General features: G+C 67.6%; 23 protein-coding genes. 16 read left to right on the top strand and 7 right to left on the bottom strand.

The window, feature by feature from the left end; genetic code table 11:
- Positions 1-89 precede the first annotated feature (89 nt).
- The 3 genes from mshD (at position 90) to OG555_RS17845 (ending at position 2,771) form a co-directional block, all read left to right on the top strand.
- A complete protein-coding gene (gene mshD / locus OG555_RS17855; RefSeq protein ID WP_329484029.1) occupies positions 90-1,007 on the top strand; it encodes a mycothiol synthase in 918 nt (305 codons plus the stop codon).
- The gene (locus OG555_RS17850; protein ID WP_329484028.1) at positions 976-1,836 is read left to right on the top strand and encodes a DUF6318 family protein; all 861 of its coding nucleotides are present in this window, start codon (positions 976-978) and stop codon (positions 1,834-1,836) included. Before mshD ends, OG555_RS17850 begins: the two co-directional genes overlap by 32 nt.
- Before the next feature lie 332 nt (positions 1,837-2,168).
- Positions 2,169-2,771 carry a PKD domain-containing protein gene (locus tag OG555_RS17845; RefSeq protein ID WP_329484027.1) on the top strand — a complete coding sequence of 201 codons (603 nt, stop codon included), beginning with the start codon at positions 2,169-2,171 and terminating at the stop codon, positions 2,769-2,771.
- Here OG555_RS17845 and OG555_RS17840 read toward each other — a convergent pair.
- Positions 2,768-3,823, bottom strand: a complete 1,056-nt coding sequence (locus tag OG555_RS17840) for an alpha/beta hydrolase (protein ID WP_329484026.1) — start codon at positions 3,821-3,823, stop codon at positions 2,768-2,770. The two genes, OG555_RS17845 and OG555_RS17840, sit on opposite strands and share 4 nt — an antisense overlap.
- Positions 3,824-3,930: 107 nt before the next feature.
- On the opposite strand from OG555_RS17840, the gene OG555_RS17835 reads away from it, so the two are divergent.
- From OG555_RS17835 to OG555_RS17795, 9 genes are all read left to right on the top strand, one after another.
- Entirely contained in the window at positions 3,931-6,090 is a 2,160-nt protein-coding gene (locus tag OG555_RS17835) for an RNA degradosome polyphosphate kinase (RefSeq protein ID WP_329484025.1), read from the top strand.
- A gap of 9 nt (positions 6,091-6,099) precedes the next feature.
- A complete protein-coding gene (locus OG555_RS17830) occupies positions 6,100-6,978 on the top strand; it encodes an NUDIX hydrolase (protein WP_329484024.1) in 879 nt (292 codons plus the stop codon).
- Between the two features lie 128 nt (positions 6,979-7,106).
- The gene (locus OG555_RS17825) at positions 7,107-7,580 is read left to right on the top strand and encodes a bifunctional nuclease family protein (protein ID WP_442914506.1); all 474 of its coding nucleotides are present in this window, start codon (positions 7,107-7,109) and stop codon (positions 7,578-7,580) included.
- Between the two features lie 51 nt (positions 7,581-7,631).
- A complete protein-coding gene (locus OG555_RS17820; protein ID WP_329484022.1) occupies positions 7,632-8,276 on the top strand; it encodes a hypothetical protein in 645 nt (214 codons plus the stop codon).
- A 218-nt stretch (positions 8,277-8,494) separates the two neighbouring features.
- Entirely contained in the window at positions 8,495-9,631 is a 1,137-nt protein-coding gene (pstS, locus tag OG555_RS17815) for a phosphate ABC transporter substrate-binding protein PstS (protein WP_329484021.1), read from the top strand.
- Between the two features lie 198 nt (positions 9,632-9,829).
- Positions 9,830-11,005 (top strand): phosphate ABC transporter permease subunit PstC, encoded by a 1,176-nt coding sequence (gene pstC / locus OG555_RS17810; RefSeq protein WP_329484020.1) that lies wholly within the window; start codon positions 9,830-9,832, stop codon positions 11,003-11,005.
- Positions 11,002-11,922: a phosphate ABC transporter permease PstA gene (gene pstA / locus OG555_RS17805; RefSeq protein ID WP_329484019.1), complete on the top strand. Its 921-nt coding sequence runs from the start codon at positions 11,002-11,004 to the stop codon at positions 11,920-11,922. Before pstC ends, pstA begins: the two co-directional genes overlap by 4 nt.
- Positions 11,923-11,944: 22 nt before the next feature.
- Positions 11,945-12,721: a phosphate ABC transporter ATP-binding protein PstB gene (gene pstB / locus OG555_RS17800; RefSeq protein ID WP_328524229.1), complete on the top strand. Its 777-nt coding sequence runs from the start codon at positions 11,945-11,947 to the stop codon at positions 12,719-12,721.
- Between the two features lie 180 nt (positions 12,722-12,901).
- Positions 12,902-13,549, top strand: a complete 648-nt coding sequence (locus OG555_RS17795; protein ID WP_329484018.1) for a hypothetical protein — start codon at positions 12,902-12,904, stop codon at positions 13,547-13,549.
- Positions 13,550-13,591: 42 nt separating this feature from the next.
- Here the strand turns inward: OG555_RS17795 and OG555_RS17790 are convergent, their stop codons facing one another.
- Positions 13,592-14,032, bottom strand: a complete 441-nt coding sequence (locus OG555_RS17790; RefSeq protein WP_329484017.1) for a DUF2752 domain-containing protein — start codon at positions 14,030-14,032, stop codon at positions 13,592-13,594.
- A 103-nt stretch (positions 14,033-14,135) separates the two neighbouring features.
- On the opposite strand from OG555_RS17790, the gene OG555_RS17785 reads away from it, so the two are divergent.
- Both OG555_RS17785 and OG555_RS17780 read left to right on the top strand, forming a co-directional pair.
- Positions 14,136-14,897, top strand: coding sequence for an RDD family protein (locus OG555_RS17785; RefSeq protein ID WP_329484016.1), 762 nt, complete (start codon positions 14,136-14,138; stop codon positions 14,895-14,897).
- An 81-nt stretch (positions 14,898-14,978) separates the two neighbouring features.
- Entirely contained in the window at positions 14,979-15,530 is a 552-nt protein-coding gene (locus OG555_RS17780) for an RDD family protein (RefSeq protein ID WP_329484015.1), read from the top strand.
- On the opposite strand, the gene OG555_RS17775 is transcribed toward OG555_RS17780, so the two are convergent.
- From OG555_RS17775 to thiC, 3 genes are all read right to left on the bottom strand, one after another.
- Positions 15,527-16,081 carry a hypothetical protein gene (locus OG555_RS17775; RefSeq protein WP_329484014.1) on the bottom strand — a complete coding sequence of 185 codons (555 nt, stop codon included), beginning with the start codon at positions 16,079-16,081 and terminating at the stop codon, positions 15,527-15,529. The two genes, OG555_RS17780 and OG555_RS17775, sit on opposite strands and share 4 nt — an antisense overlap.
- The gene (locus OG555_RS17770) at positions 16,078-16,635 is read right to left on the bottom strand and encodes a transposase (RefSeq protein ID WP_329484013.1); all 558 of its coding nucleotides are present in this window, start codon (positions 16,633-16,635) and stop codon (positions 16,078-16,080) included. The genes OG555_RS17775 and OG555_RS17770 overlap by 4 nt, the downstream gene beginning before the upstream one ends.
- Positions 16,636-17,039: 404 nt before the next feature.
- On the bottom strand, positions 17,040-18,587 hold the full coding sequence (gene thiC / locus OG555_RS17765; protein ID WP_329484012.1) for a phosphomethylpyrimidine synthase ThiC: 1,548 nt from the start codon (positions 18,585-18,587) through the stop codon (positions 17,040-17,042).
- A 163-nt stretch (positions 18,588-18,750) separates the two neighbouring features.
- On the opposite strand from thiC, the gene OG555_RS17760 reads away from it, so the two are divergent.
- Both OG555_RS17760 and OG555_RS17755 read left to right on the top strand, forming a co-directional pair.
- On the top strand, positions 18,751-19,509 hold the full coding sequence (locus OG555_RS17760) for a lysophospholipid acyltransferase family protein (protein ID WP_329484011.1): 759 nt from the start codon (positions 18,751-18,753) through the stop codon (positions 19,507-19,509).
- Between the two features lie 188 nt (positions 19,510-19,697).
- Entirely contained in the window at positions 19,698-20,177 is a 480-nt protein-coding gene (locus OG555_RS17755; RefSeq protein WP_329484010.1) for a hypothetical protein, read from the top strand.
- A 49-nt stretch (positions 20,178-20,226) separates the two neighbouring features.
- On the opposite strand, the gene OG555_RS17750 is transcribed toward OG555_RS17755, so the two are convergent.
- Positions 20,227-20,460 carry a hypothetical protein gene (locus OG555_RS17750; protein WP_329484009.1) on the bottom strand — a complete coding sequence of 78 codons (234 nt, stop codon included), beginning with the start codon at positions 20,458-20,460 and terminating at the stop codon, positions 20,227-20,229.
- A gap of 13 nt (positions 20,461-20,473) precedes the next feature.
- Positions 20,474-21,607: an inorganic phosphate transporter gene (locus tag OG555_RS17745; protein WP_329484008.1), complete on the bottom strand. Its 1,134-nt coding sequence runs from the start codon at positions 21,605-21,607 to the stop codon at positions 20,474-20,476.
- Positions 21,608-21,657 lie beyond the last annotated feature (50 nt).

Raw genomic sequence — 21,657 nt, 5'->3', positions numbered from 1 at the left:
GCTCCGCGGTGCCGCGAAAATTACCCGGCCCGGCGTGACCCCGCCAAGGACTTGAGCATGAACTGACCAGGACCTTTTACGGTATTCCCGTGACTCTCGAAGCCGTACCCTCACCGTTGCCCTCGGCTACTGCCGCCGCCGTCACGGAACTCGCCCGCTCAGCAGCACAGAGCGACGGCGTCCACCCACTCTCCGAGCGCACCCTGCTCCATCTCGACGGCGAACACCCAGGCGACCTGCACGTGCTCGCGTACGAGGGCGAGCCGGGCACGATCGAGGTCACCGGCCTGCAGAGCGCCCGAAACCTCATCGGGTACGGCGCTCTCGCACCAGACGGTTCGGCCGAGTTGGTGGTCGCCCCAACAGCCAGACGCCATGGCACCGGTACGGCGCTACTCCGCATGCTGCTCGACCACGGCGGCAACCGGATCCGCGTGTGGGCACACGGACGACTGCCTGGCTCCGACGAGTTGGCGAATCGACTCGGTCTGGAGGTCACACGAGAGCTCTACTTCCTTCGCCGAACCAGGGCGTCTCTCCCCGACCCGGTGTGGCCGGACGGGATCGCCGTACGGACGTTTGTACCCGGACAGGACGACGCGGCCTGGCTGAAGGTGAACGGCGAGGCCTTTGCGGACCACCCGGAGCAGGGCAGCTGGACGGCGGCCGACTTGGCGGAACGCCTGCAGCAGCCGTGGTTCGACCCGAACGGCTTCTTCCTGGCCGTGGACTCCAGCACCGGAGCTTTGGCCGGCTTCCACTGGACGAAGGTCGAGGACGGCATCGGCGAGGTCTACGTGGTAGGCGTCTCTCCCGCCCACCAGGGCAGCGGCCTGGGCAAGGCCCTCACCCTCCAAGGCCTCCACCACCTCCAGGAAGACCGCGACCTCGACACCATCGTTCTCTACGTAGACGGCACTAACACCGCAGCACGCGCCCTCTACAACGCCCTCGGCTTCACCACAGCCGCCCTGGATGTCCAGTACGCCCCCTCCCACGCCCTGTGAACGACATCACAGCGAAACCATCCACTCACTTCACGTCATAATCCGGCGGCCGACCCGTCCCATCACCAACCAGGAGCCGTCCGCGCCTCTAACCCCCCAGCCGGACGGCTCCTGGCCCCCCACCACTTATCCACACCTGCACCTTTTGACATCCCCGCCCGCTCCCACCCCCGACTACGATCAAGTCGACTACGGAGAGGTGACAAAGGTGACTAACCGCAACAGGCCAGCCGCCCCACTACTGACCTGCCTAGCAACAGCTCTGCTCCTAACCGCCTGCACCTCCAAAAGCCCCGAAGCCGGCCGCCCCAACACCGCGCTACCCAGCGCATCGACAGCGACATCAACCGGTTCGAGCGGAACAGCTACTCCCCCGACAGCGACCTCGGCACCGCCATCTGGTCCACCGTCTCGGCCCGGCGACGCAGTCGGGCTCACGCTCACGGCCGCCGAGCAGTTTGTGCGGTACTACAGCGGCCTGATGAACTACGCCGCCGACACAGGCGACACGGGCCTTCTGCTGAGTGCCAGTGAAGCCGGTTGCGAAAACTGCAAGGCGTATGCGGATTTCGTCACGAAATCCAACGCGGCAAATGGCCTACTCACAGGCGACTACCGAGAACACGTCATAGATGTTTCAGAGCTGGTTCGCGGCCAAGCCGGGCGCCTCGGCGGATCTGCAAGCGTGAGTGTCGGAGCCTATGTGAGCCGAGCAACTGCAAGTGCCAATCCGGTCAACAGCAAGCCAGCAAAGTACACGCGCGAGTTCGCGCTGTCGCCGCAAGGCGGAAGCTGGGTCATGTATGAGATGAAACTTGTCCAACAATGACATCTCCAAGTCTGACAGTCAGCGCTGTCGCAACCCTATTTCTCGTCACAGTTCTGACACCGGCGAACTCCGTGGCGGCGGCGGACCAACCGCGCGCGCCACAGGCTGTCGAATCTCCAAAGCCAAAGCCCAGCAAGCCGCCTCGGGTGACTGTGGATCCGTCCAAGGAGGGCGTGCAGGCAGGCGCGAAGGGCAAAGTTGATGGCCGCTTGGCGAACAGCCGACCTCCGAGGAAATCCACTCCGGGGCCCAAGCGAGGAACGGAAGAGTCGGGCAACACGCATACGCCCCGTTCTCGGCGCACAAAGGACAGCACGTCGACGGATAGTCCGGTGCGGGTCGATTTCAACCTCAACATCGGGATTTGTGGGCGGGTGCAGCCGGATGGGACGGTGCCGGGACCGAACTGGTGTCAGCCGGTGGTGCCTCAGGAGACGACGGCTACTCCGCGGAAGTTGCCTGTGGTTGTGCGGGCTCGGCCTCAGGATGTGACTTGGGGGCAGGTTTTGGCGGAGTCGAAGGTGGTGTTGTTTCCGGAGTTGGCGGTGAAGGTGCAGCCGCGGGGGCGGACGTTGGTGAATCTGGACACCATCGTTTACACCGACGAGAGCAAGGTGTCGACGACCACCATCACTTTGCTGGGATTCCCCGTCGCGGTTGAAGCCACGCCGATCAGCTATACCTGGAATTTCGGTGACGGTACGCCGGCGTTGACGACCAGTACGCCTGGTAAGCCCTACCCGTCGAAGGAGATCACGCACAAGTACATGCAGCGCCGTGCAGTCAGCCTGACCCTGACGACCAACTATGCGGCCCGTTTCAACGTCGCCGATACCGGGTGGCAGTACGTCGACGGCACCGTCCCGGTCACTGGCCCCGCCACTCCACTGCAGGTTCGTGAGGCGGTCCCTGTGTTGGTAGATCCGCCTAACTAATGCAAGGCGGATTTCAGGTGATTGGTGAGGTGAGTGTGGGCTTGTCGGGTTGCGCCGGGGATGTTCAGGAGGTTGGCGTAGCCGTGGGTCAGGGAGGGGTGGGGGACGTGGGTGAGGTGGTTGCCGGCGGACTCGAGGGCTTGGGCGTAGTCGTTGCCTTCGTCACGCAGGGGGTCGAAGCCGGCGGTGGTGAGATAGGTCGGGGGTAGGCCGGTGAGGTCCTCGGCCAGCAACGGGGAGACCAAAGGGTTCGGGCGGATCTTGGGGTCCGGCGTGTAGTGGTCGCGGTACCAGATGATGTCGTCCTCGGTGAGGATGAAGCCCTCAGGGAAGAGGTCCCGGCTGGGGCGGCGGCCGACCAGGTCGAGGCCTGGGTAGAGGAGGACCTGCAGCGCGGGCTGCGGGAGGTTGCGGCGCACGGTCTGCTGGGCGACGACCGCGGCCAGGTTGCCGCCGGCGCTGTCGCCGCCGACTGCGACCAGGGACGGATCGACGCCGAGGTCCTCCGCATGCTCGACGGCCCAGGTGAAGGCGGCGATCGCGTCCTCTGCGGAGGTCGGGGCCGGCGCCTCGGGAGCGAGGCGGTAGTCGACCGCCAGGACCCTGATGCCGGCATCGGCGGCCAGCGCCCGGCAGAGCGGGTCATGGGTTTCGAGGTCGCCGACGACCCAGCCGCCGCCGTGGAAGAAGACCAGGAGGCCGCGGCCGGCGTCGCGCGGGACGTACAGCCGGGCGCCCAGCTGGCCGTCGGCGCCGCGAACGGTCAGCTCGGTCACGCGCTGTAGTTCGACCGGGCGTCCGGCGACGAGCATGCACAGGTACTTCAGGTGCGCTCGGGCCACGGCCGCGGTGGACTTCGTTGTATCCGGCAACCAGCCCTTCACCCGGAGGAGCAGCTGCAGCTCGGGGTCGAGCGTGTTGCCGTCGATCTGGATCGGCGGGCCGGCCAGCCGGCGCCGGACGGCGGTCGGCAGCGCGAACAGCGGGGTCAGGGCATTCGCCTGTACGGCGGCCACCGCGCCTCGGAGCACCGAGTCCAATCGTTGGTTCACAAGGAGTGACGCTAGCAACAGCGACCACGCACGCGGGCGTCGAGGCAACGGGAACGTCACATCCACGGACCCGCGAGACGGCTACCCCTTGTTCACCAAAGGATGGGATGCTGGTCGATGTGGCTGGAGACCTGCTGGCGTCGCATAACCGGGAGTACGACGTCGAGCCGCCGTACGACATCGCGGCGGCCGGCGATCTTCCGGCCGACCGTTTCTCCGATCGCGAGCTGAGCTGGCTCGCGTTCAACCAGCGTGTCCTCGAACTGGCCGAGAACGACCGGATTCCGCTGCTCGAACGGGCCAAGTTCCTGGCCATCTTCGCCAGCAACCTGGACGAGTTCTACATGGTCCGGATCGCCGGTCTGAAGCGCCGGATCGCGGCCGGCGTCGCGGTGCGGGCGGCCAGTGGGCTGCTGCCGCGCGAGGTGCTCGACCGGAGCCTGAGCCGCAGCCGCGAGCTGATGGACCGGCAGGCGGAGACCTGGCGGAAGGTGGTCCAGCCGGCGCTGACCGAGCAGGGCATCGACATCCTGCGCTGGGACGAGCTCGAGCACGGCGAGCGCGAGGACATGACCCGGTTCTTCCGGGACCGTGTCTTCCCGGTGCTGACGCCGCTGGCGGTCGACCCGTCGCACCCGTTCCCCTACATCTCCGGCCTGAGCCTGAACCTGGCTGTCGTGGTCCGCAACCCCGACAGCGGCGGCGAGCACTTCGCCCGGGTCAAGGTGCCGCCGCTGCTGCCGCGGTTCGTGCGGGTCGCCGAGGGCCGGTTCGTCCCGCTCGAGGACGTCATCGCCACGCACCTGGGCCAGCTGTTCCCGGGCATGGAGGTCACCCAGCACCACACCTTCCGGGTCACCCGCAACGAGGACCTCGAGGTCGAGGAGGACGACGCCGAGAACCTGCTGGCCGCGCTCGAGAAGGAGCTGCTGCGCCGCCGGTTCGGTCCGCCGGTCCGCCTCGAGGTCGAGGAGTCGATCGACCCGCAGGTGCGGGCGCTGCTGCTGTCCGAGCTGGGTGTCACCGAGGCCGAGGTGTTCGAGCTGCCCGGCCCGCTGGACCTCCGTGGCCTCTTCACGATCGCGAGCCTGGACCGGGCCGAGCTGAAGTACCCGGGCTTCGTGCCGTCGACCCATCCGCACCTGTCGGAGGTCGAGACGGCCAACCCGGCGGACATGTTCTACGCCCTGAAGCAGCGCGACGTCCTCGTGCACCACCCGTACGACTCCTTCTCGACGAGTGTGCAGCGGTTCATCGAACAGGCCGCCGCCGACCCGCATGTGCTCGCAATCAAGCAAACGCTCTACCGGACCTCCGGTGACTCACCGATCGTGGACGCGCTGATCGACGCCGCCGAGGCCGGCAAGCAGGTGCTGGTGCTGGTCGAGATCCAGGCCCGCTTCGACGAGCAGGCGAACATCAAGTGGGCCCGTCAGCTGGAGCACGCCGGCTGCCATGTCGTGTACGGCGTGATCGGCCTCAAGACGCACTGCAAGTTGTCGCTGGTCGTGCGCGACGAGCCGGACGGCCTGCGCCGCTACGCTCACATCGGCACCGGCAACTACCACCCCAAGACCGCCCGGCTGTACGAGGATCTCGGTCTGCTCACCAGCGACAAGGTCGTCACCGAGGACATCGCGCATCTGTTCAACCACCTGTCGGGCTTCGGTCGCAGCGCCGGCTACCGGCGGATCCTGGTCGCACCTCAGTCGGTACGGCGGGGGCTTGTGGAGCGGATCGAGCGAGAGATCCAGCACCACCTGGCCGGCCGCCCGGCGAGGGTCCGGATCAAGGTGAACAGCCTGGTCGACGAGGCCCTGAGTGACGCGCTCTACCGGGCGTCACAGGCCGGCGTACCCGTGGAGCTGTGGATCCGTGGCATCTGCACGATCCGGCCGGACATCCCGGGCCTGTCCGAGAACATCAAGGTCCGCAGCATCCTGGGCCGGTTCCTCGAGCACAGCCGCGTGTTCCTGTTCGAGAACGGCGGTGAGCCGGAGGTGTGGATCGGCTCGGCCGACCTGATGCACCGCAACCTGGACCGCCGGGTCGAGGTGCTCGTGCAACTGAAGGAGCCCGATCACGTCACCGAGCTCGACGAGATGTTCAACCTGGCCATGGACGAGGGCACCGGCTCGTGGTGGCTGCACGCCGACGACACCTGGCAGCCCAGGCTCACCGGGCCGGACGGCGAACCACTGCGCGACCTTCAGGAAAGACTCATCGCCACGCGTGGGCGACGGCGAACAGCAGACCCCATTCCGTAGGGTGAATTCATGAGCAACCCGGCGACTGTCATCGCCGCGGGTGGTGTCGTCTGGCGTGAGAGCCGCGGCACCAGGCAGGTGCTGCTGGTGCACCGGCCGCGGTACGACGACTGGTCCCTCCCGAAAGGCAAGCTGACCACACACGAGCACGTCCTGCTCGCCGCACGACGTGAGATCGAGGAAGAGACCGGCCTGCAAGTCGTACTCGGCCCCCCGCTCGGTGTGCAGCGCTATGTGGTCCGGAAGAACGGCGGCACCGCGCAGAAGCTGGTGCACTACTGGTCTGCCACAGCGGTCGACGACAGCGCCTTCGAGCCGAACGACGAGGTGGACGAGATCACCTGGCTCCCGGAGGACAAGGCCCGCGGCAAACTCAGCTATCCACGCGACGTCGAGATCCTGGACGCGCTCGACCGGGTGATCCCGGTCGTCGCCACGGTGGTCGTGGTCCGGCACGCCGAGGCCGTGAAACGGAAGGACTGGGACGGCAAGGACAACGCTCGTCCGCTGACCCAATCCGGTGCGGCGGTCGCCGAACGGCTCAGCGACGTTCTGGCCGTTATCGGGGCCGACCGGTTGGTCAGCAGTGACGCGGATCGGTGTGCCGCGACCCTCGCGCCGTACGCCGTCTCGATCGATCGGCACATCGACTTGTGGCCGGAGATCTCCGAGCGTGGGTATAACGCCGATCCGGACGGCCTGCGTGGACTGCGCGAGCGGGCGTGGAAGGCGGGCAAAGTGACGGTGGTGTGCTCACACCGGCCGGTGCTTCCCGCGCTGGCCCGCGAGCTCGGGCTCAAGGTCGGGAAGTTCGCCACCGGGGCCTTTCTGGCGGCGCACCGACTGGCCGACGGCAGCGTGGTTTACGAGCGATTCGGCGCACCGTGACACGGGTCGGTGACGATCCAGGCACAGGACATGGTGTCTCCGGGTGACACTGGAACTGACGGGTATGTTCCTGTTCGAGGAACCGGCGCCCTACCGGGTGCCGGTCTGAGGAGAGGTCGGGGCGCACCATGGCGATGATGCGAGAACTGACACTGATCGGGATCCGGATGGAATCGCCCAACCGGGCCCCGGTGATGATGCTGCGCGAGACCGAGGGCTACCGCTACCTGCCGATCTCGATCGGCTCGGTCGAGGCGACGGCGATCGCGTACGAGGAGCAGGGCCTGCGTCCGTCGCGGCCGCTCACCCATGACCTGATGCGCGATCTGATCCAGGCTTTCGGCGTACACATCGAGGCGGTCGAGATCGTCGAGCTGCGCGACGCCGTCTTCTACGCCGAACTCGTGCTCGCCAACGGCGCCCGGGTCTCGGCCCGGCCGAGCGATTCGGTCGCCCTGGCGGTCCGTCTCGGTACGCCGATCCGCTGCACCGAACAGGTGCTCAGCGAAGCCGGTGTCGCCACCCCCGAGGAAGAACAGGCCGAACTGGAACGCTTCCGCAAGTTCCTCGACGGCGTAGCCCCGGAGGACTTCTCCAGCTGAGCAGAGGCTGATTGCAGGTGGGCCGCCCCCGAGGCGCCGACCGACGTTCAGGTGGGCTGGACTGCGGACGGCAAGGTGCGGGTGTCCTGGCAGGACAGCGGCACGGCCAACTTCGTGCGCGTCGAATATCCCGACCTCGCCCAGGTGCTCGAACTCACGGATGCGAACGGACCGAACGAGGTTCTGTTTCCCGGGCTCCCGGAGCGGGACCGAGTGCGGTTGAGGGTGACCAGCCGGGTTGACGGCGTGGAGAGCACCGCGACGCCGCCGTCGGCCTGGTTCGACACGTGGCAACCGGCCGCACCGAAGGTCGAGGACGCCAACCTGCCCGCGAACCTGTCGACGACCGTCAACTGGTCACAGGCCTCCTCGACCTCCGCTCGCTCCTCCAAGACACTGGCCAAGTTCGACGTCGCCGGGTTCAACCTGACTTCCGCGCAGGTTGGGCAGATGGTGAAGTTGACTGTGGGTGTGAGGCCGGCCGGGACGGTGAAAGGCGCGTTGCAGCGGTGGGACGGGAAGTATTGGCGGAGTGTGCTGGCCGTGCCGGTCACCAAGGGCAAGGCAGTGATGTACGTGCGGGCCGCGGGGCGTGGGACGAAGACGTACTACCGTGTGGCTGTTCCGAAGATGTCGTACTACGGGTTGCCGATCGAGACCACGGGGAGCCGGTCGTTCACGTTGGCAGTGCGCTGAGCGTTACCGAAACGTGAGCCAACAGGCGTTTGGATCGACGGAGAGTCACGTCACCTAACTCAGTTCACCTGTTGGCCGCCTGGCGGCACGCCAAGCGTCGCACACCCTACGGGAACCGTTCACCACTCGTTCACCGACGACGGACCGGTCGGTCACTTCGTCTCTCTAGCGTCTGTGGAAGTTCAGAAGTCTGATTCCCGCAGAAGGGCAACACTCTCGTGTCCGTCAATCGCCTGCTCCGCGTCGGCTCGGTCGCCGTGGCATCCCTCGGCGTCCTCGCTCTGAGCGCCTGTGGCAGTGACCCGCAACCGGCCGGTTCCTCGAGCCCCGGTGGTTCGTCGTCCTCCGCTGCCGCCGACTGCCCGCAGGGCACCCTGAACGCTGAGGGTTCCTCGGCGCAGAAGAACGCCATCGACGAAATCATCAGCAAGTACAACGAGCAGTGCGCCGACGTCACGGTGAACTACAATCCGACCGGCTCCGGTGCAGGCATCAAGCAGTTCAACGCGGCCCAGGTCGACTTCGCCGGCTCCGACTCGGCGCTCAAGACCGCGGCCACCGATGGCGGCGCGAGCGAGATGGCGCAGGCCACGAAGCGCTGCCAGAACAACCCCGCGCTCGACCTGCCGATGGTGATCGGCCCGGTCGCGATCGCCTACAACGTCGACGGCGTGCAGAAGCTGATCCTCGACGGCCCGACCGCCGCGAAGATCTTCCAGGGCACCATCAAGACCTGGAACGACCCGGCGATCGCCAAGCTGAACCCGGGCGTCACGTTGCCGTCCGCCCCGATCTCGGTGTTCTTCCGGTCCGACGAGTCCGGCACCACCGAGAACTTCACCAAGTACCTGGCCGCCTCCGGCGGTGGCGCCTGGACCGGTACGCCGGCCAAGAAGTGGACCGGCACCGGCGCCGGCAAGGAGAAGTCCGCGGGTGTCGCGGAGGGCGTGAAGAGCACCAAGAACTCGATCACCTACGTCGAGTGGTCGTACGCCGTCGACAACAAGCTCGGCATCGCGCTGATCGACAACGGCTCGGGCACCCCGATCGAGCTGAGCGCCGAGTCCGCCGGAAAGGCGCTGGCCGCGGCGAAGCCGGCGAGCGCCGGCGGCAACGACCTGTCGCTGAAGCTGGACTACGCGACCAAGGAGGCGGGCGCCTACCCGATCATCCTGGTCACCTACGAGGTCGCCTGCAGCAAGGGTCTGCCGGCCGAGAAGACCGCGCTGGTGAAGAGCTTCCTGAGCTACTTCGCGAGCAAGGACGGACAGGCCGCCCTGACCGATCTGAACTACGCGCCGCTCCCGGAGGAGATCCGGACCAAGGTCGACGCAGCGATCCAGTCGATCAGCTGACGACGGAAGCAAACTGATGCGAGCCCCGGCCGATCCGAGTCATCGGAGGACGGCCGGGGCTTCGCCTCGTCGGACCCGGAGCAGTTCGGACGAACCGGGCTGGACCGCAACGGACGAGACCGTGGCGGACCGGAACCCGGCCGGCACAGACCGTGCAGCAGACCTGACCACCCGACCCAGGCGCTTGGAGCACCATCGATGAGTAGTCCAGACGGCACGGCACCGCCCGACCGGCCGGACGGCCCAGCCGCCGACCAGGCGGCGGCCGAGACCCCGGAGCACGCGGAGCACGAAGCCGCCGAGACCATGACCGAGACCGGAGTCGAGACAGGGACGGGGACCGCGACGGCCGACGCCGACGCGAAGGAACCGAAGCTCGACCTCGGCCCGGTCGGTCACCTCGGCGACCGGCTGTTCGCCGGCCTGGCGCGCGGCTCCGGCGGCCTGGTGGTCGCGATCGTCGCGTTCGTCGGCATCTTCCTGCTGGCGCTGGCGATTCCCGCGCTGGCCGACAACAACAGCAGCTTCCTGTTCTCCCGGATCTGGGAGCCCGGCGGCGACGACCCCCGGTTCGGTATCGCCGCGATGTTCTACACCACCGTGATCAGCTCGATCATCGCGATGCTGATCGCGGTCCCGATCGCGATCGGGGTCGCGCTGTTCGTCACCTACTACTCGCCGAAGCGACTGGCCCAGCCGGTCGCGTACGCGGTCGACCTGCTCGCCGCGGTGCCGTCGATCATCTACGGCCTCTGGGGCATCCTGTTCCTCGCGCCGATCCTGCGCCCGGTGATCGACGGCCTGGCCTCGGCGCTCGGCTGGCTCCCGTTGTTCGAGAAGCCGCCGGGCGACAACGTCGGTGTGGTGTTCACCGCGTCCGTCGTGCTGGCGATCATGATCCTGCCGGTGGTGACCGCGATCAGCCGGGAGATCTTCCAGCAGACGCCGATCGCGCATCGCGAGGGCGCCCTCGCGCTCGGCGCGACCAAGTGGGAGATGATCCGGATGGCCGTGCTGCCGTACGGCCGGTCCGGTGTGGTCAGCGCCTCGATGCTCGGCCTGGGCCGGGCGCTCGGTGAGACGGTCGCCGTCCTGATCATCCTGTCGGTGCCGAACGGCAACGACCCGTGGAACTCGTCGATCTTCGCCGGTGGCGAGACGTTCGCGTCGAAGATCGCCAACAACGCCGCCGAGTTCGACTCGCCGGAGAAGACCGGCGCCTACATCGCGGCCGGCCTGGTGCTGTTCGTGGTGACGTTCCTGGTCAACTCCGCGGCCCGGATCATCGTCGCCCGCAGCGGCCCCGGTGGTAAGCGGCCGCGCCGCAACCGCCGCGCCGGTTCGTCCGCCGCGACCGAAGGAGCGACCTCATGACGACCATCGCCGCCAACGAACCGGCGTACGACGGTCAGGAGCTGGACCTGACCGGGAAGTCGGGGGCCCGGGCCTTCAAGAACACGCTGGCCACCGTGCTGATCGTGCTGGCCTTCGTGGTCGCGCTCATCCCGCTGGTGTGGATCCTCTTCACCGTGATCAGCAAGGGCTACCACCTGCTGCTGAACGCGGACTGGTGGAGCCAGTCGCAGCGCGGTATCACCGTCCGCCGTCAGGGCGGCGGCGCATACCACGCGATCATGGGCACGCTGATCATGTCGCTGATCACCGCGATGATCGCGGTGCCGATCGCCGTCTTCGGCGCGATCTACCTGGTCGAGTACGGCAAGGGCACGAAGGCCGCCCGCGCGGTCAGCTTCATGATCGACATCCTCACCGGCGTTCCGTCGATCGTCGCCGCGCTGTTCATCTACGCGGTCTGGATCACGGTGCTCGGCTTCAACCGGGTCGGATTCGCCGTCTCGCTGGCGCTGGTGCTGCTGATGCTGCCCGTCGTACTGCGCTCGACCGAGGAGATGCTGAAACTCGTCCCGGACGAGTTGCGGGAGGCGTCGTACGCACTCGGCGTGCCGAAGTGGAAGACGATCCTGAAGGTGGTCGTGCCGACCGCGTTCGGTGGCATCGTCACCGGTGTGATGCTCGGTCTGGCCAGGGTGATGGGTGAGACCGCGCCGCTGCTGATCCTGGTCGGCTACTCCAAGAACATCAACCTCAACCCGTTCAACGGGTTCATGGGCGCGCTGCCGACGATGATCAACCAGGACCGGACCGAGCTGGCACTCCAGCCGGCCGCGGACCGGGTCTGGGCGGCCGCGCTGACGCTGATCCTGCTTGTCCTTGTCCTCAACGTGCTGGCCCGGCTGATCGCCCGGTTCAGCGCGATCAAGTCGAAATAGTCACGAGAGGTACTGAGTCGATATGGCGAAGCGCATCGAGGTCAGCGGCCTCAACGTCTACTACGGCGACTTCAAGGCCGTCGAGGACGTGTCGATGACGATCGAGCCCCGCTCGGTCACGGCGTTCATCGGGCCGTCCGGCTGCGGCAAGTCCACCTTCCTGCGCACCCTCAACCGGATGCACGAGGTGATCCCCGGCGCCCGGGTCGAGGGCAAGGTGATGCTGGACCAGCAGGATCTGTACGCGACCGGGATCGACCCGGTGGCGGTCCGCCGCGTGGTCGGCATGGTGTTCCAGCGGCCGAACCCGTTCCCGACCATGTCGATCTTCGACAACGTCGCGTCCGGCCTGAAGCTCAACGGGGTCAAGGACCGCAAGAAGCTCACCGAGGTGGTCGAGCAGTCCCTGCACGGCGCCAACCTCTGGAACGAGGTCAAGGACCGGCTGGACAAGCCCGGCGCCGGACTGTCCGGTGGTCAGCAGCAGCGGCTGTGCATCGCCCGGGCGATCGCGGTCGAGCCCCAGGTGATCCTGATGGACGAGCCGTGCTCGGCCCTCGACCCGATCTCGACGCTGGCGATCGAGGACCTGATCGAGAAGCTGAAGGACAAGTTCACCGTCGTCATCGTCACCCACAACATGCAGCAGGCGGCCCGGGTGTCGGACCAAACCGGATTCTTCAACCTGGCCGCGACCGGTAAGCCGGGCCGGCTGATCGAGATGGGTTCGACCAAGATGATCTTCTCGAACCCGAACGAGAAGGCGACCGAGGACTACATCACCGGCCGCTTCGGCTGATCCGCCGTACGACGGAAGCCCTCGGGCGGATCGTTCGACCTGGTACGTCTCCGGCCGCCGCGACAGCACGTCGCGGCGGCGCGTGGCCCCGGGCGTTCGGGATCCGGCGAGGGTGCGTGACCGAGAACCTGTGGAAAAGATAGCCTTCGGAGATCCTCGACGTTCTCAGAAGGGACCGCGGTGAGCACTCCGACGCCTCCGGGCGACGACCAGAACGACCCGAACAGGCCGCAGGACACCCCTGAGACCCCGGGGCAGCAACCGCCGAGCCAGTACGGCCAGCCGAACCCGTACAACCAGCCGAATCCGTACAACCAGCCCGGCCAGGAGCAGCCTGGCCAGTACGGTCAGCCTGGTGAGTACGGCCAGCCGGGCCAGTACGGTCAGCAGCCCGGCTATGGGCAACAGCAGCAGCCTGGTCAGTACGGTCAGGGCGGCTACCCGGGACAGCCGGGTCAGTACGGGCAGCAGCCGGGCTACGGTCAGCAGCAGCCCGGCTATGGCCAGCAGCCTGGTTCCTACGGCCAGTACGGCCAGCAGCCCGGGTCGTACGGTCAGCAGCCCGGCGCCTACGGGCAGTACGGCCAGCCCGGCGGCTACGGCTACGGCGCCGCCCCGCAGAGCAGCACTCCGCAGGTGCTCGCCATCATCGGCATCGTCTGCTTCGTCATCTGCACCCCGGCCTCGGTCGTCCTCGGTCTGATTGCCCAGAGCAAGTTCCGCGAGCAAGGCCGCTCGGCCACCCTGGCCAAGGTCGCCTGGATCGGCGGCGTCGTCCTGATCGGCCTCGGGATCCTCTTCTACCTCATCGGCTACCTCGCGAGCTGACGTCCCGCCGGGCCGTGGCACACCCCGCGGCCCGGCGACGACTCAGTTCAGGTTGCGGGCGACGCCGTACACGACCAGTAGGGCGATGACGCCCTTGATCAGCCAGTCGGCCACCCGCGGGCTCATCGTCAGTCGCGGCAACCGGACCAGCCGGAGCGATTCGAGCGACCAGGCAAGCAACTGGTAGCCGACGGCAACACCAACGAGCGGGCCGAGGACGAGCACCACCGGGTTGAAGTGCCAGGCTGCGTCCAGATCGCCGCGCAGCAGAGCGGCCGCCATCCTCGTCGACCCACAGAGCGGGCAGTTCAGCCCCGTGGTCGCATGCAGAATGCACGGAATACCGATCTGGCCGCTGGACAGCTGGTAGACGGCCGCCAGCCCGAACCCACCCACTCCCACCGCGGTCAGGCCCCACACGCGCCGGTCCAGTGGCTGCACCGGACCGGTCGGCCGGAGTACGACGCTCAGCGAAAGGCTCACCGGACAACGGTAACTCTCATCTCGTGGGATCCGTTGCCCGGTCTGAGCCGTCCGACGACTAGCCTGCAAGTCCCCTCAACAGCAATCAGGAGAAAGGACCGTCGTGAGCAATCCGACGCCGCCGCCGGGTTACGGCCCTCAAGACTCACAGCAGCCGGGTCAGTACGGCCAGCCTGGCCAGTACGGACAGCCTGCGCAGCAACCGGGCCAGTACGGGCAGGAGCAGCCGGGCCAGTACGGGCAGCAGCAGCCCGGCTATGGCGCCCAGCAGCAGCCGGGCTATGGGCAGCAGCCGGGTTACGGCCAGCCGCAGCCGGGGCAGTACGGGCAGCAGCCCGCCGGGTATCCGCAGCAGCCGGGTCAGCCTGGTCAGTACGGTCAGCAGCCGGGCTACGGGCAGCCGTACGGCCAGCCGGGCTACCCCCAGGGCTACGGGCAGCCGGGTGGTTTCGGTGGGATCCCGGGCAACCTGGCGGCCTGGCCGAACCGGCTCGGCGGCTACCTCATCGACGGCCTGATCGTCGCCGTCCCGTACGGGATCGCGAGCGCGCTGTCCAACGCCGACAACTCGGCCGTGACCATCCTGGCCCTGGTCTTCTACCTGATCGGCATCGGTCTGGCGATCTGGAACATCGTGATCCGGCAGGGCAGCACCGGCCAGACCGTGGGCAAGCAGGTCCTCGGCCTGAAGCTCGTCGGCGCGGACACCGGCCAGCCGATCGGCGCGGGCAAGACGTTCCTGCGCCAGCTCACCCACATCCTGGACAGCCTCGCCTGCTACATCGGCTGGCTGTGGCCGCTGTGGGACGAGAAGCGGCAGACGTTCGCGGACAAGATCAACAACACCTACGTCATCAAGCTCTGACGCCGTACCGCGATCTCCCGGACGCCGTGGCCCCTCGAGGCCGCGGCGTTCGGCATCTCGGCCGCAGAAAGGACCCCGCAGGTGACCACCCCTCCGTACAACCCGCAGTACCCACCGGGTCAACCGGGCCAGTACCACCAGCAGGGCTACAACCCTTACGGACAAGGCAGTCACGGACCGGCGGGCTACGGGTACGGCTACGCGCCGCCCGGACAGCCGGCTGGATGGCCGATCCGTGTCGGCGCCTCGATCCTCGACTCGCTGATCGTTTCGATCCCGGCGATCGCCGGCGCGATCCTGTCCCTGGTCATCGACGGCGACAAGGAGCAGCTCGGCCCCGGCGGCGGGATCGCAATCGGCGCCGGCTTCCTTCTCGCGTTCCTGATGTGGGTCTGGAACCGGGTCATCCGGCAGGGGCGGACCGGCCAGTCCTTCGGGAAGAAGCTGACCGGCTTGAAGGTCGTGCACTCGCAGACCGGTCAGCTGATCGGCATCGGTCCGAATCTCGGCCGTGAGATCCTCGCCCAGATCTTCAACCAGCTCTGCATTCTCAACGTGCTCTGGCCGCTCTGGGACGACAAGCAGCAGACCTGGCACGACAAAGTGGTCAACGACATCGTGATCCGCACTTAGTCGGACAACAGGAACCCAGCGCAGGTCACCGCCCACAGGACGCTGGTGAACGTGCCGATGATGAAGCGCTCGGCGACCGCCTGGGGGGTGACCGAGGCCGGCTGGTCCGGGCTACGCAGCTCGGGGTAGCGGGCCAGTCCCTTGATCGCCAGCACGACCGCAATGCCCTCCGGCCAGCCGGCCACCAGCGACGCGAAGATCGCGGCCCGCTCGAGCGAGCCGATCAGCGCGCCACCACGCAGTACCTCGCCGGCCTTCTGTGTGGACTGGGCTCGGGTGTTCCCCCGGTCCACCAGAGACAGCACTGACGTCGTTAGCGGCCCACCACCGGTCACCGCGAGTCCCCCGGCCAGCACGAGCAGCACGTCCCACCAGCGTTCGCGCCAGCCCTCCACACCGTTGCCTGCCAGCAGTAGGAGACCGACTGCAACCAGACAGGCCAGCATGACGCCACTGATGACGATCTCGAGGGTAGAGCCGGCCTTGGGCACCCACGCCAGTACGGCGAGGATCAGGGCGGCGCCGGTCAACGACAAGACGAGTGCCGTCACGCAGCGACTCCAGCGTCGAGCAACTCGGCCGCCAGCACCCGTCCACGCTGCTCCTCGGCGAACCCGGCGGCCTGCGCCCGCTGTGTCACCGCCGACTGGCTGATCCCCAGCTTCACGCCGATCTCCCGCCTCGTGAGTCCTTCGGCCAGCAGGTCGGCCACTGCCCAGCCACGGTCGCTCCGACGCCGCAGTACGGACGCCATCAGCCACAGCACGGTCTCCACCTGCTCGGCCCGGTGCGGATCCGGACCGACCACGTTGACGTGGTGAGGGCTCGACTTGGCCCGGTTCACCGCCTCCCGCGCGTACACGAACGCGTCGCCGCTGCCCGCCCTGGTGCTGCGCGGCAGGGGCTGGGTGACCTCGCCGACCCCGAGTCCGACGTACCAGGTATCGGTGCGGAGCAGCTCGACGATCACGTCGATGGTGGCGCGGGCCTCCGAGAGGATGCCCTGCACTTCGTCGCCGGCGGTCCGCTCGAACTTCCGGAGCAAACCGGTCCGTCGCGGCCGGCGGTTCAGGGAGTTCAGTAGCTCGGGTACGAGATCGCTCATGCTTCGGCTGCCGCGCTGATCTACCGTGAGAACGAAGACCATCGCCCTGCACCTCCTTCCGAACGCATTAAGGCTACAGTCTTATTCACGTAGAGTGAAGGAAGAAACCTGAATCGGCTCACCCGATCACTCCCAGTGATCACTCCCTCGGGCCACCGATTCCCCCAATTCTCCGCTCGATCCGGCGACCTCGGCATCTCGACTCGCCCCGCACTTCACGCGCAGTCAATGGGGAGACGGACCGCCAGGCCATCACAACCGCGGTTCGCCGGCACCCCTCAGCGCGGCCCGATCGTCGGCCGGCGAATGTGATGGCCTGGCGGTCCGCGACCTCACTCCGCCAGCGGAAGATAGAGCTTCTGGTCGTTCGCCTTGAACGTGCCGGACATCTCGGCGAGGCCGGCCTAGATGGCCTCGGCGGACGTCAGGCCATGCTCTTCGGCGTACGCGCGGATGTCGGCGGTGATCCGCATCGAGCAGAACTTCGGGCCGCACATCGAGCAGAAGTGGGCGGTCTTGGCCGGCTCGGCGGGCAGGGTCTCGTCATGGAACGAGCGGGCCGTGTCGGGATCCAGCGAGAGGTTGAACTGATCCTCCCAGCGGAACTCGAACCTTGCCATGGACAACGTGTCGTCCCACGCCTGCGCGCCCGGATGCCCCTTGGCCAGATCGGCTGCGTGGGCGGCGATCTTGTAGGTGATCACGCCGGTCTTCACGTCGTCGCGATCCGGCAGCCCGAGGTGTTCCTTCGGCGTGACGTAGCAGAGCATCGCCGTACCCAGCCAGCCGATCTGGGCCGCACCGATCGCGGACGTGATGTGGTCGTAGGCCGGCGCCACATCAGTTGCCAACGGCCCCAATGTGTAGAACGGCGCCTCGCCGCAGAGCTCCTCCTCGAGCCGCACGTTCTCCGCGATCTTGTGCATGGGCACGTGGCCCGGCCCCTCGATCATCACCTGGACGTCGTGCTCCCAGGCGATCCGGGTCAACTCTCCCAGCGTCCGCAGCTCGGCGAACTGCGCCGCGTCGTTGGCGTCCGCGATACACCCCGGCCGCAACCCGTCGCCCAGTGAGAACGTCACGTCATAGGTGCGCAGGATCTCGCACAGCTCCGCGAAATGCGTGTACAGGAAGGACTCCTGATGATGCGCCAGGCACCAAGCGGCCATGATCGAGCCACCCCGGGACACGATGCCCGTGATCCGTCCAGCGGTCAGCGGCACGTACCGCAGCAGTACGCCGGCATGCACCGTCATGTAGTCGACGCCCTGCTCGCACTGCTCGATCACCGTGTCGCGGTACACCTCCCATGACAGCGCGGCCGGATCGCCCTTCACCTTCTCGAGCGCCTGATACAGCGGGACCGTCCCGATCGGCACGGGTGAGTTCCGCAGGATCCACTCCCGCGTCTCGTGGATGTTCTTGCCGGTGGACAGGTCCATCACCGTGTCCGCGCCCCACCGGGTCGCCCAGACGAGCTTCTCGACCTCTTCCTCGACCGAGCTGCTGACGGCCGAGTTGCCGATGTTCGCGTTCACCTTCACCAGGAACTTCTTCCCGATGATCATCGGTTCGCTCTCCGGGTGCCGCCGGTTCGCCGGGATCACGGCCCGGCCCCGGGCCACCTCAGACCGGACGAACTCCGGATCGAGGCCCTCCCGGACGGCGACGTACCTCATCTCCTCGGTGATCGTCCCGGCCCGGGCGTGCCCGAGCTGGGTCAGCGGTGCGCGCCCGGCGATCCAGTCCCGCCGGAGTGCGGGCAGTCCGGCCTGTACGTCGATCCGCGCCGACGTGTCGGTGTACGGACCCGACGTGTCGTACAGGTCGAAGCGCTCGCCGTTCGTGAGGTGGACGCGGCGGGCCGGGACGCCCAGCTCACCGCGGTAGATCTTCTCCGACCCCGAGATCGGGCCGGTGGTGACAGTCGGTCGAATCGTGCTGACGTTCACCTTGCTGCTCCCTACGCCGGAATTACCCGGACAGGTTCGGCGGTCGGCGGCGCCGGTTCACCCAGCCGCCCTCTCAGCCCACTACGGTGCGAGCTCCCGCGATCTCCAATTGTCACCGTCACCTTATAACCCGCCGTCTTGACCGGGCGGGTAGCGTCGGGGGATGCGTGACCTCGTGTACCCACCGGTGATCGGCTTCGCGAAGACGGCGTTCAAGGTGCTGGATCTGAAGTTCCAGCTGACCGGGACGGAGAACGTGCCGCGGACCGGTGGCGCGGTGATCGCGCTCAACCACATCAGCTACGTCGACTTCGTGCTCGGCGGCTTCGGCGCTGTGCCAAGCAAGCGGCTGGTGCGGTTCATGGCCAAGGAGGTCCTGTTCCGCAACCGGTACTCCGGGCCGCTGATGCGCGGGATGCACCACATCCCGGTGGATCGCGCGGCCGGGATGGCGTCGTACCGCGAAGCGCTCCGGTACCTCGGCCAGGGCGAGGTCGTCGGCGTGTTCCCGGAGGCGACGATCAGCCGGTCGTTCGAGCTCAAGGAGTTCAAGTCCGGCACGGTCCGGATGGCCGCCGCGGCCGGCGTACCGATCATTCCGATGATCCTGTGGGGCACGCAGCGGATGCTGACCAAGGATCATCCGCGCGACTTCTCCCGGCACCGCACTATCGCGATCACCGTCGGCGCACCGATCACCGTCACCCGGGGCGACGATGCGGCCGACGCGACCGCGCGCCTGCACTCGACCATGGCCGGGATGCTCGATCAGACCATCCGCGCCTACCCCGAGCAACCGGCCGGTGCCTGGTGGCTGCCGGCGTCGTACGGCGGCGCCGCGCCGACCCCGGCCGAGGCCGAGCGGCTGGATCAGGAGGAGCTCGCGCGCCGGGCCGCGCGGCGGACCAAGGAGGACCGCTAACGCGGACAAGACCTTGACCCTCGGGCGGGAACGAGGGTACGAAGACTTGTCGTTGTTGACGGAACAGGAACCTGGGGGGTCCCTGTGCGGCGGGCCGGGTAGTCGTACGCGCGGCCGCGGTACTCAGGCGGGCGGGGAAGGTTGTGTTCGAATCACCGGAAGAGCTCCATCTGTTCGAACCGGGGCAGATGACTCCAGCGCCGCACGTGGCGGAGCACATCCCGGACGCCGGGACGTTCTTCGTCGACTGGGCGACCCGGGGCCTGTCCGCGGACCGCGCCCGGGAGATCGAATCCGCGGTGAACGGACGCCGCTGCCAGAACGGCTGGTTCCCGCTGGAGAGCCTGGACAGCATCGGCAGCCGGGGCTTCTGGCGCGGTCCGCTGACCTATCTGGCCCGGATGACGTCCGACGACGCGGCGATCATGCAACGCTGGGCCACTGAAGGCCTCAGAGGCGAGAACAAGAGCCGGATCGAGGCGACCGTGGACCACCTGCTCCACCAGCAGGGCCACGCGGCCGCCGCCACCTGGGCCGTGGCGGTGCGCCCGAGGATCTATCTGGACGCGAGCATCCTCGGCGGCAAGCTGGCCGCCGCGTGGGAGTACAACCTCGGCTCCATCCGCTCCAAGGACGTGGCCAAGTCGGTACGGCGCTGGAACCGCTGACGACCCGTACGACGGACAGCCCTCGAGCGGACCGTCCGTCGTACCCGCGTCAGTGGAACTGCGGAATGATCAGATACAGCCCGTAGAACACCGCTGCCAGGCAGGCCGCGAAGCAGAGCGCGGCCAGGGAGGTGTCCACGATCGACGGCGGCTTCTTCTCCTCGATCGCCACCGCCCGCCGCGACATCGCGGTCACACCGAACGCGAACACGATCGCCAGCCCGACCCCGAAGAGCAGGCTGACCAGGGCCACCTGACCGAGTGCATTCCAGTGGATGTGCATCGCCGTACTCCTATCAGACCACCGCGGTCGTGGTCGCCGGAGTGGAGGCCGGGTCGTCGTTGACGTTCTCGGGCGTCACCGGCCGGCGCCGGGAGGCGACGTAGATGCCAGCGCTGGCCACGACCGCGAGGACAGCAACGATGACGACGCCGAAGTTGCCGGAGCTGGCCACCTGGCCGGCCAGCGCGCCGACGACCGCGGCGGCCGGGAGCGTGAACAGCCAGGCCACCGCCATCCGCCGGGCAACCGTCCAGTGCACCTCCGCGAGCCGCTTGCCGAGGCCGGTGCCGAGGATGCTGCCGGAGCAGACCTGGGTGGTGGACAGCGGGAAGCCCAGGTGGGACGAGGCCAGTAGCACCGCGGTCGAGCTGCTCTCGGCGGTGAACCCCTGCGGCGACTCGATCTCGGTCAGGCCCTTGCCCATCGTCCGGATGATCCGCCAGCCACCGAAATAGGTGCCCAGGGCGATCGCCAAGCCGGCCGAGAAGATCACCCAGGTCGGCGGGGGCGAACCCTGCGCGAGGCTGCCAGACGTGATCAGCACCAGCGTGATGACGCCCATCGTCTTCTGCGCGTCACCGGTGCCATGGGCGAGCGAGAGCATCGACGCGGACGCGATCTGCCCCTTGTTGTACCCGGCCTCGACCGACTTCTTCCGGGCCCGCCGGGTGATCAGGTAGGCGAGGAAGGTGCCCACCAGCGCGACCGCGCCGGCCACGATCGGCGCGGCGATCGCGGGGAGGATGATCTTCTGCACCACTGTGCCGAAGTTGATCGCGCCGCTGCCGGCCGCGATCCAGGTGGCGCCGATCAGGCCGCCGAACAGGGCGTGCGACGAGGAGCTCGGCAGGCCGAAGTACCAGGTCACCAGGTTCCACAGGATCGCGCCGACCAGGCCGCCGAAGATGATCGGCACGGTCATCTTCGAGTCGTCGACGAGGCCGCTGGAGATCGTCGTGGCCACCGCGGTGGAGATGAACGCGCCGACCAGATTGAGCACCGCGGACACGGTGACCGCGACCTTGGGTCTGAGCGCGCCGGTGGCGATGGACGTCGCCATCGCGTTGGCGGTGTCGTGGAAACCGTTGGTGAAGTCGAACACCAACGCGGTGATGATCACCACGACGACAAGGAAGGACAGGTCCATCGCGATCACTTCCCCCCTGGGCCGGCGATGTACAGCGTGGATCGACGGTA

This window comes from Kribbella sp. NBC_01484 (genome assembly GCF_036227145.1).
Lineage (GTDB): Bacteria > Actinomycetota > Actinomycetes > Propionibacteriales > Kribbellaceae > Kribbella.
This window is presented reverse-complemented; position numbering and strand designations above follow the sequence as displayed.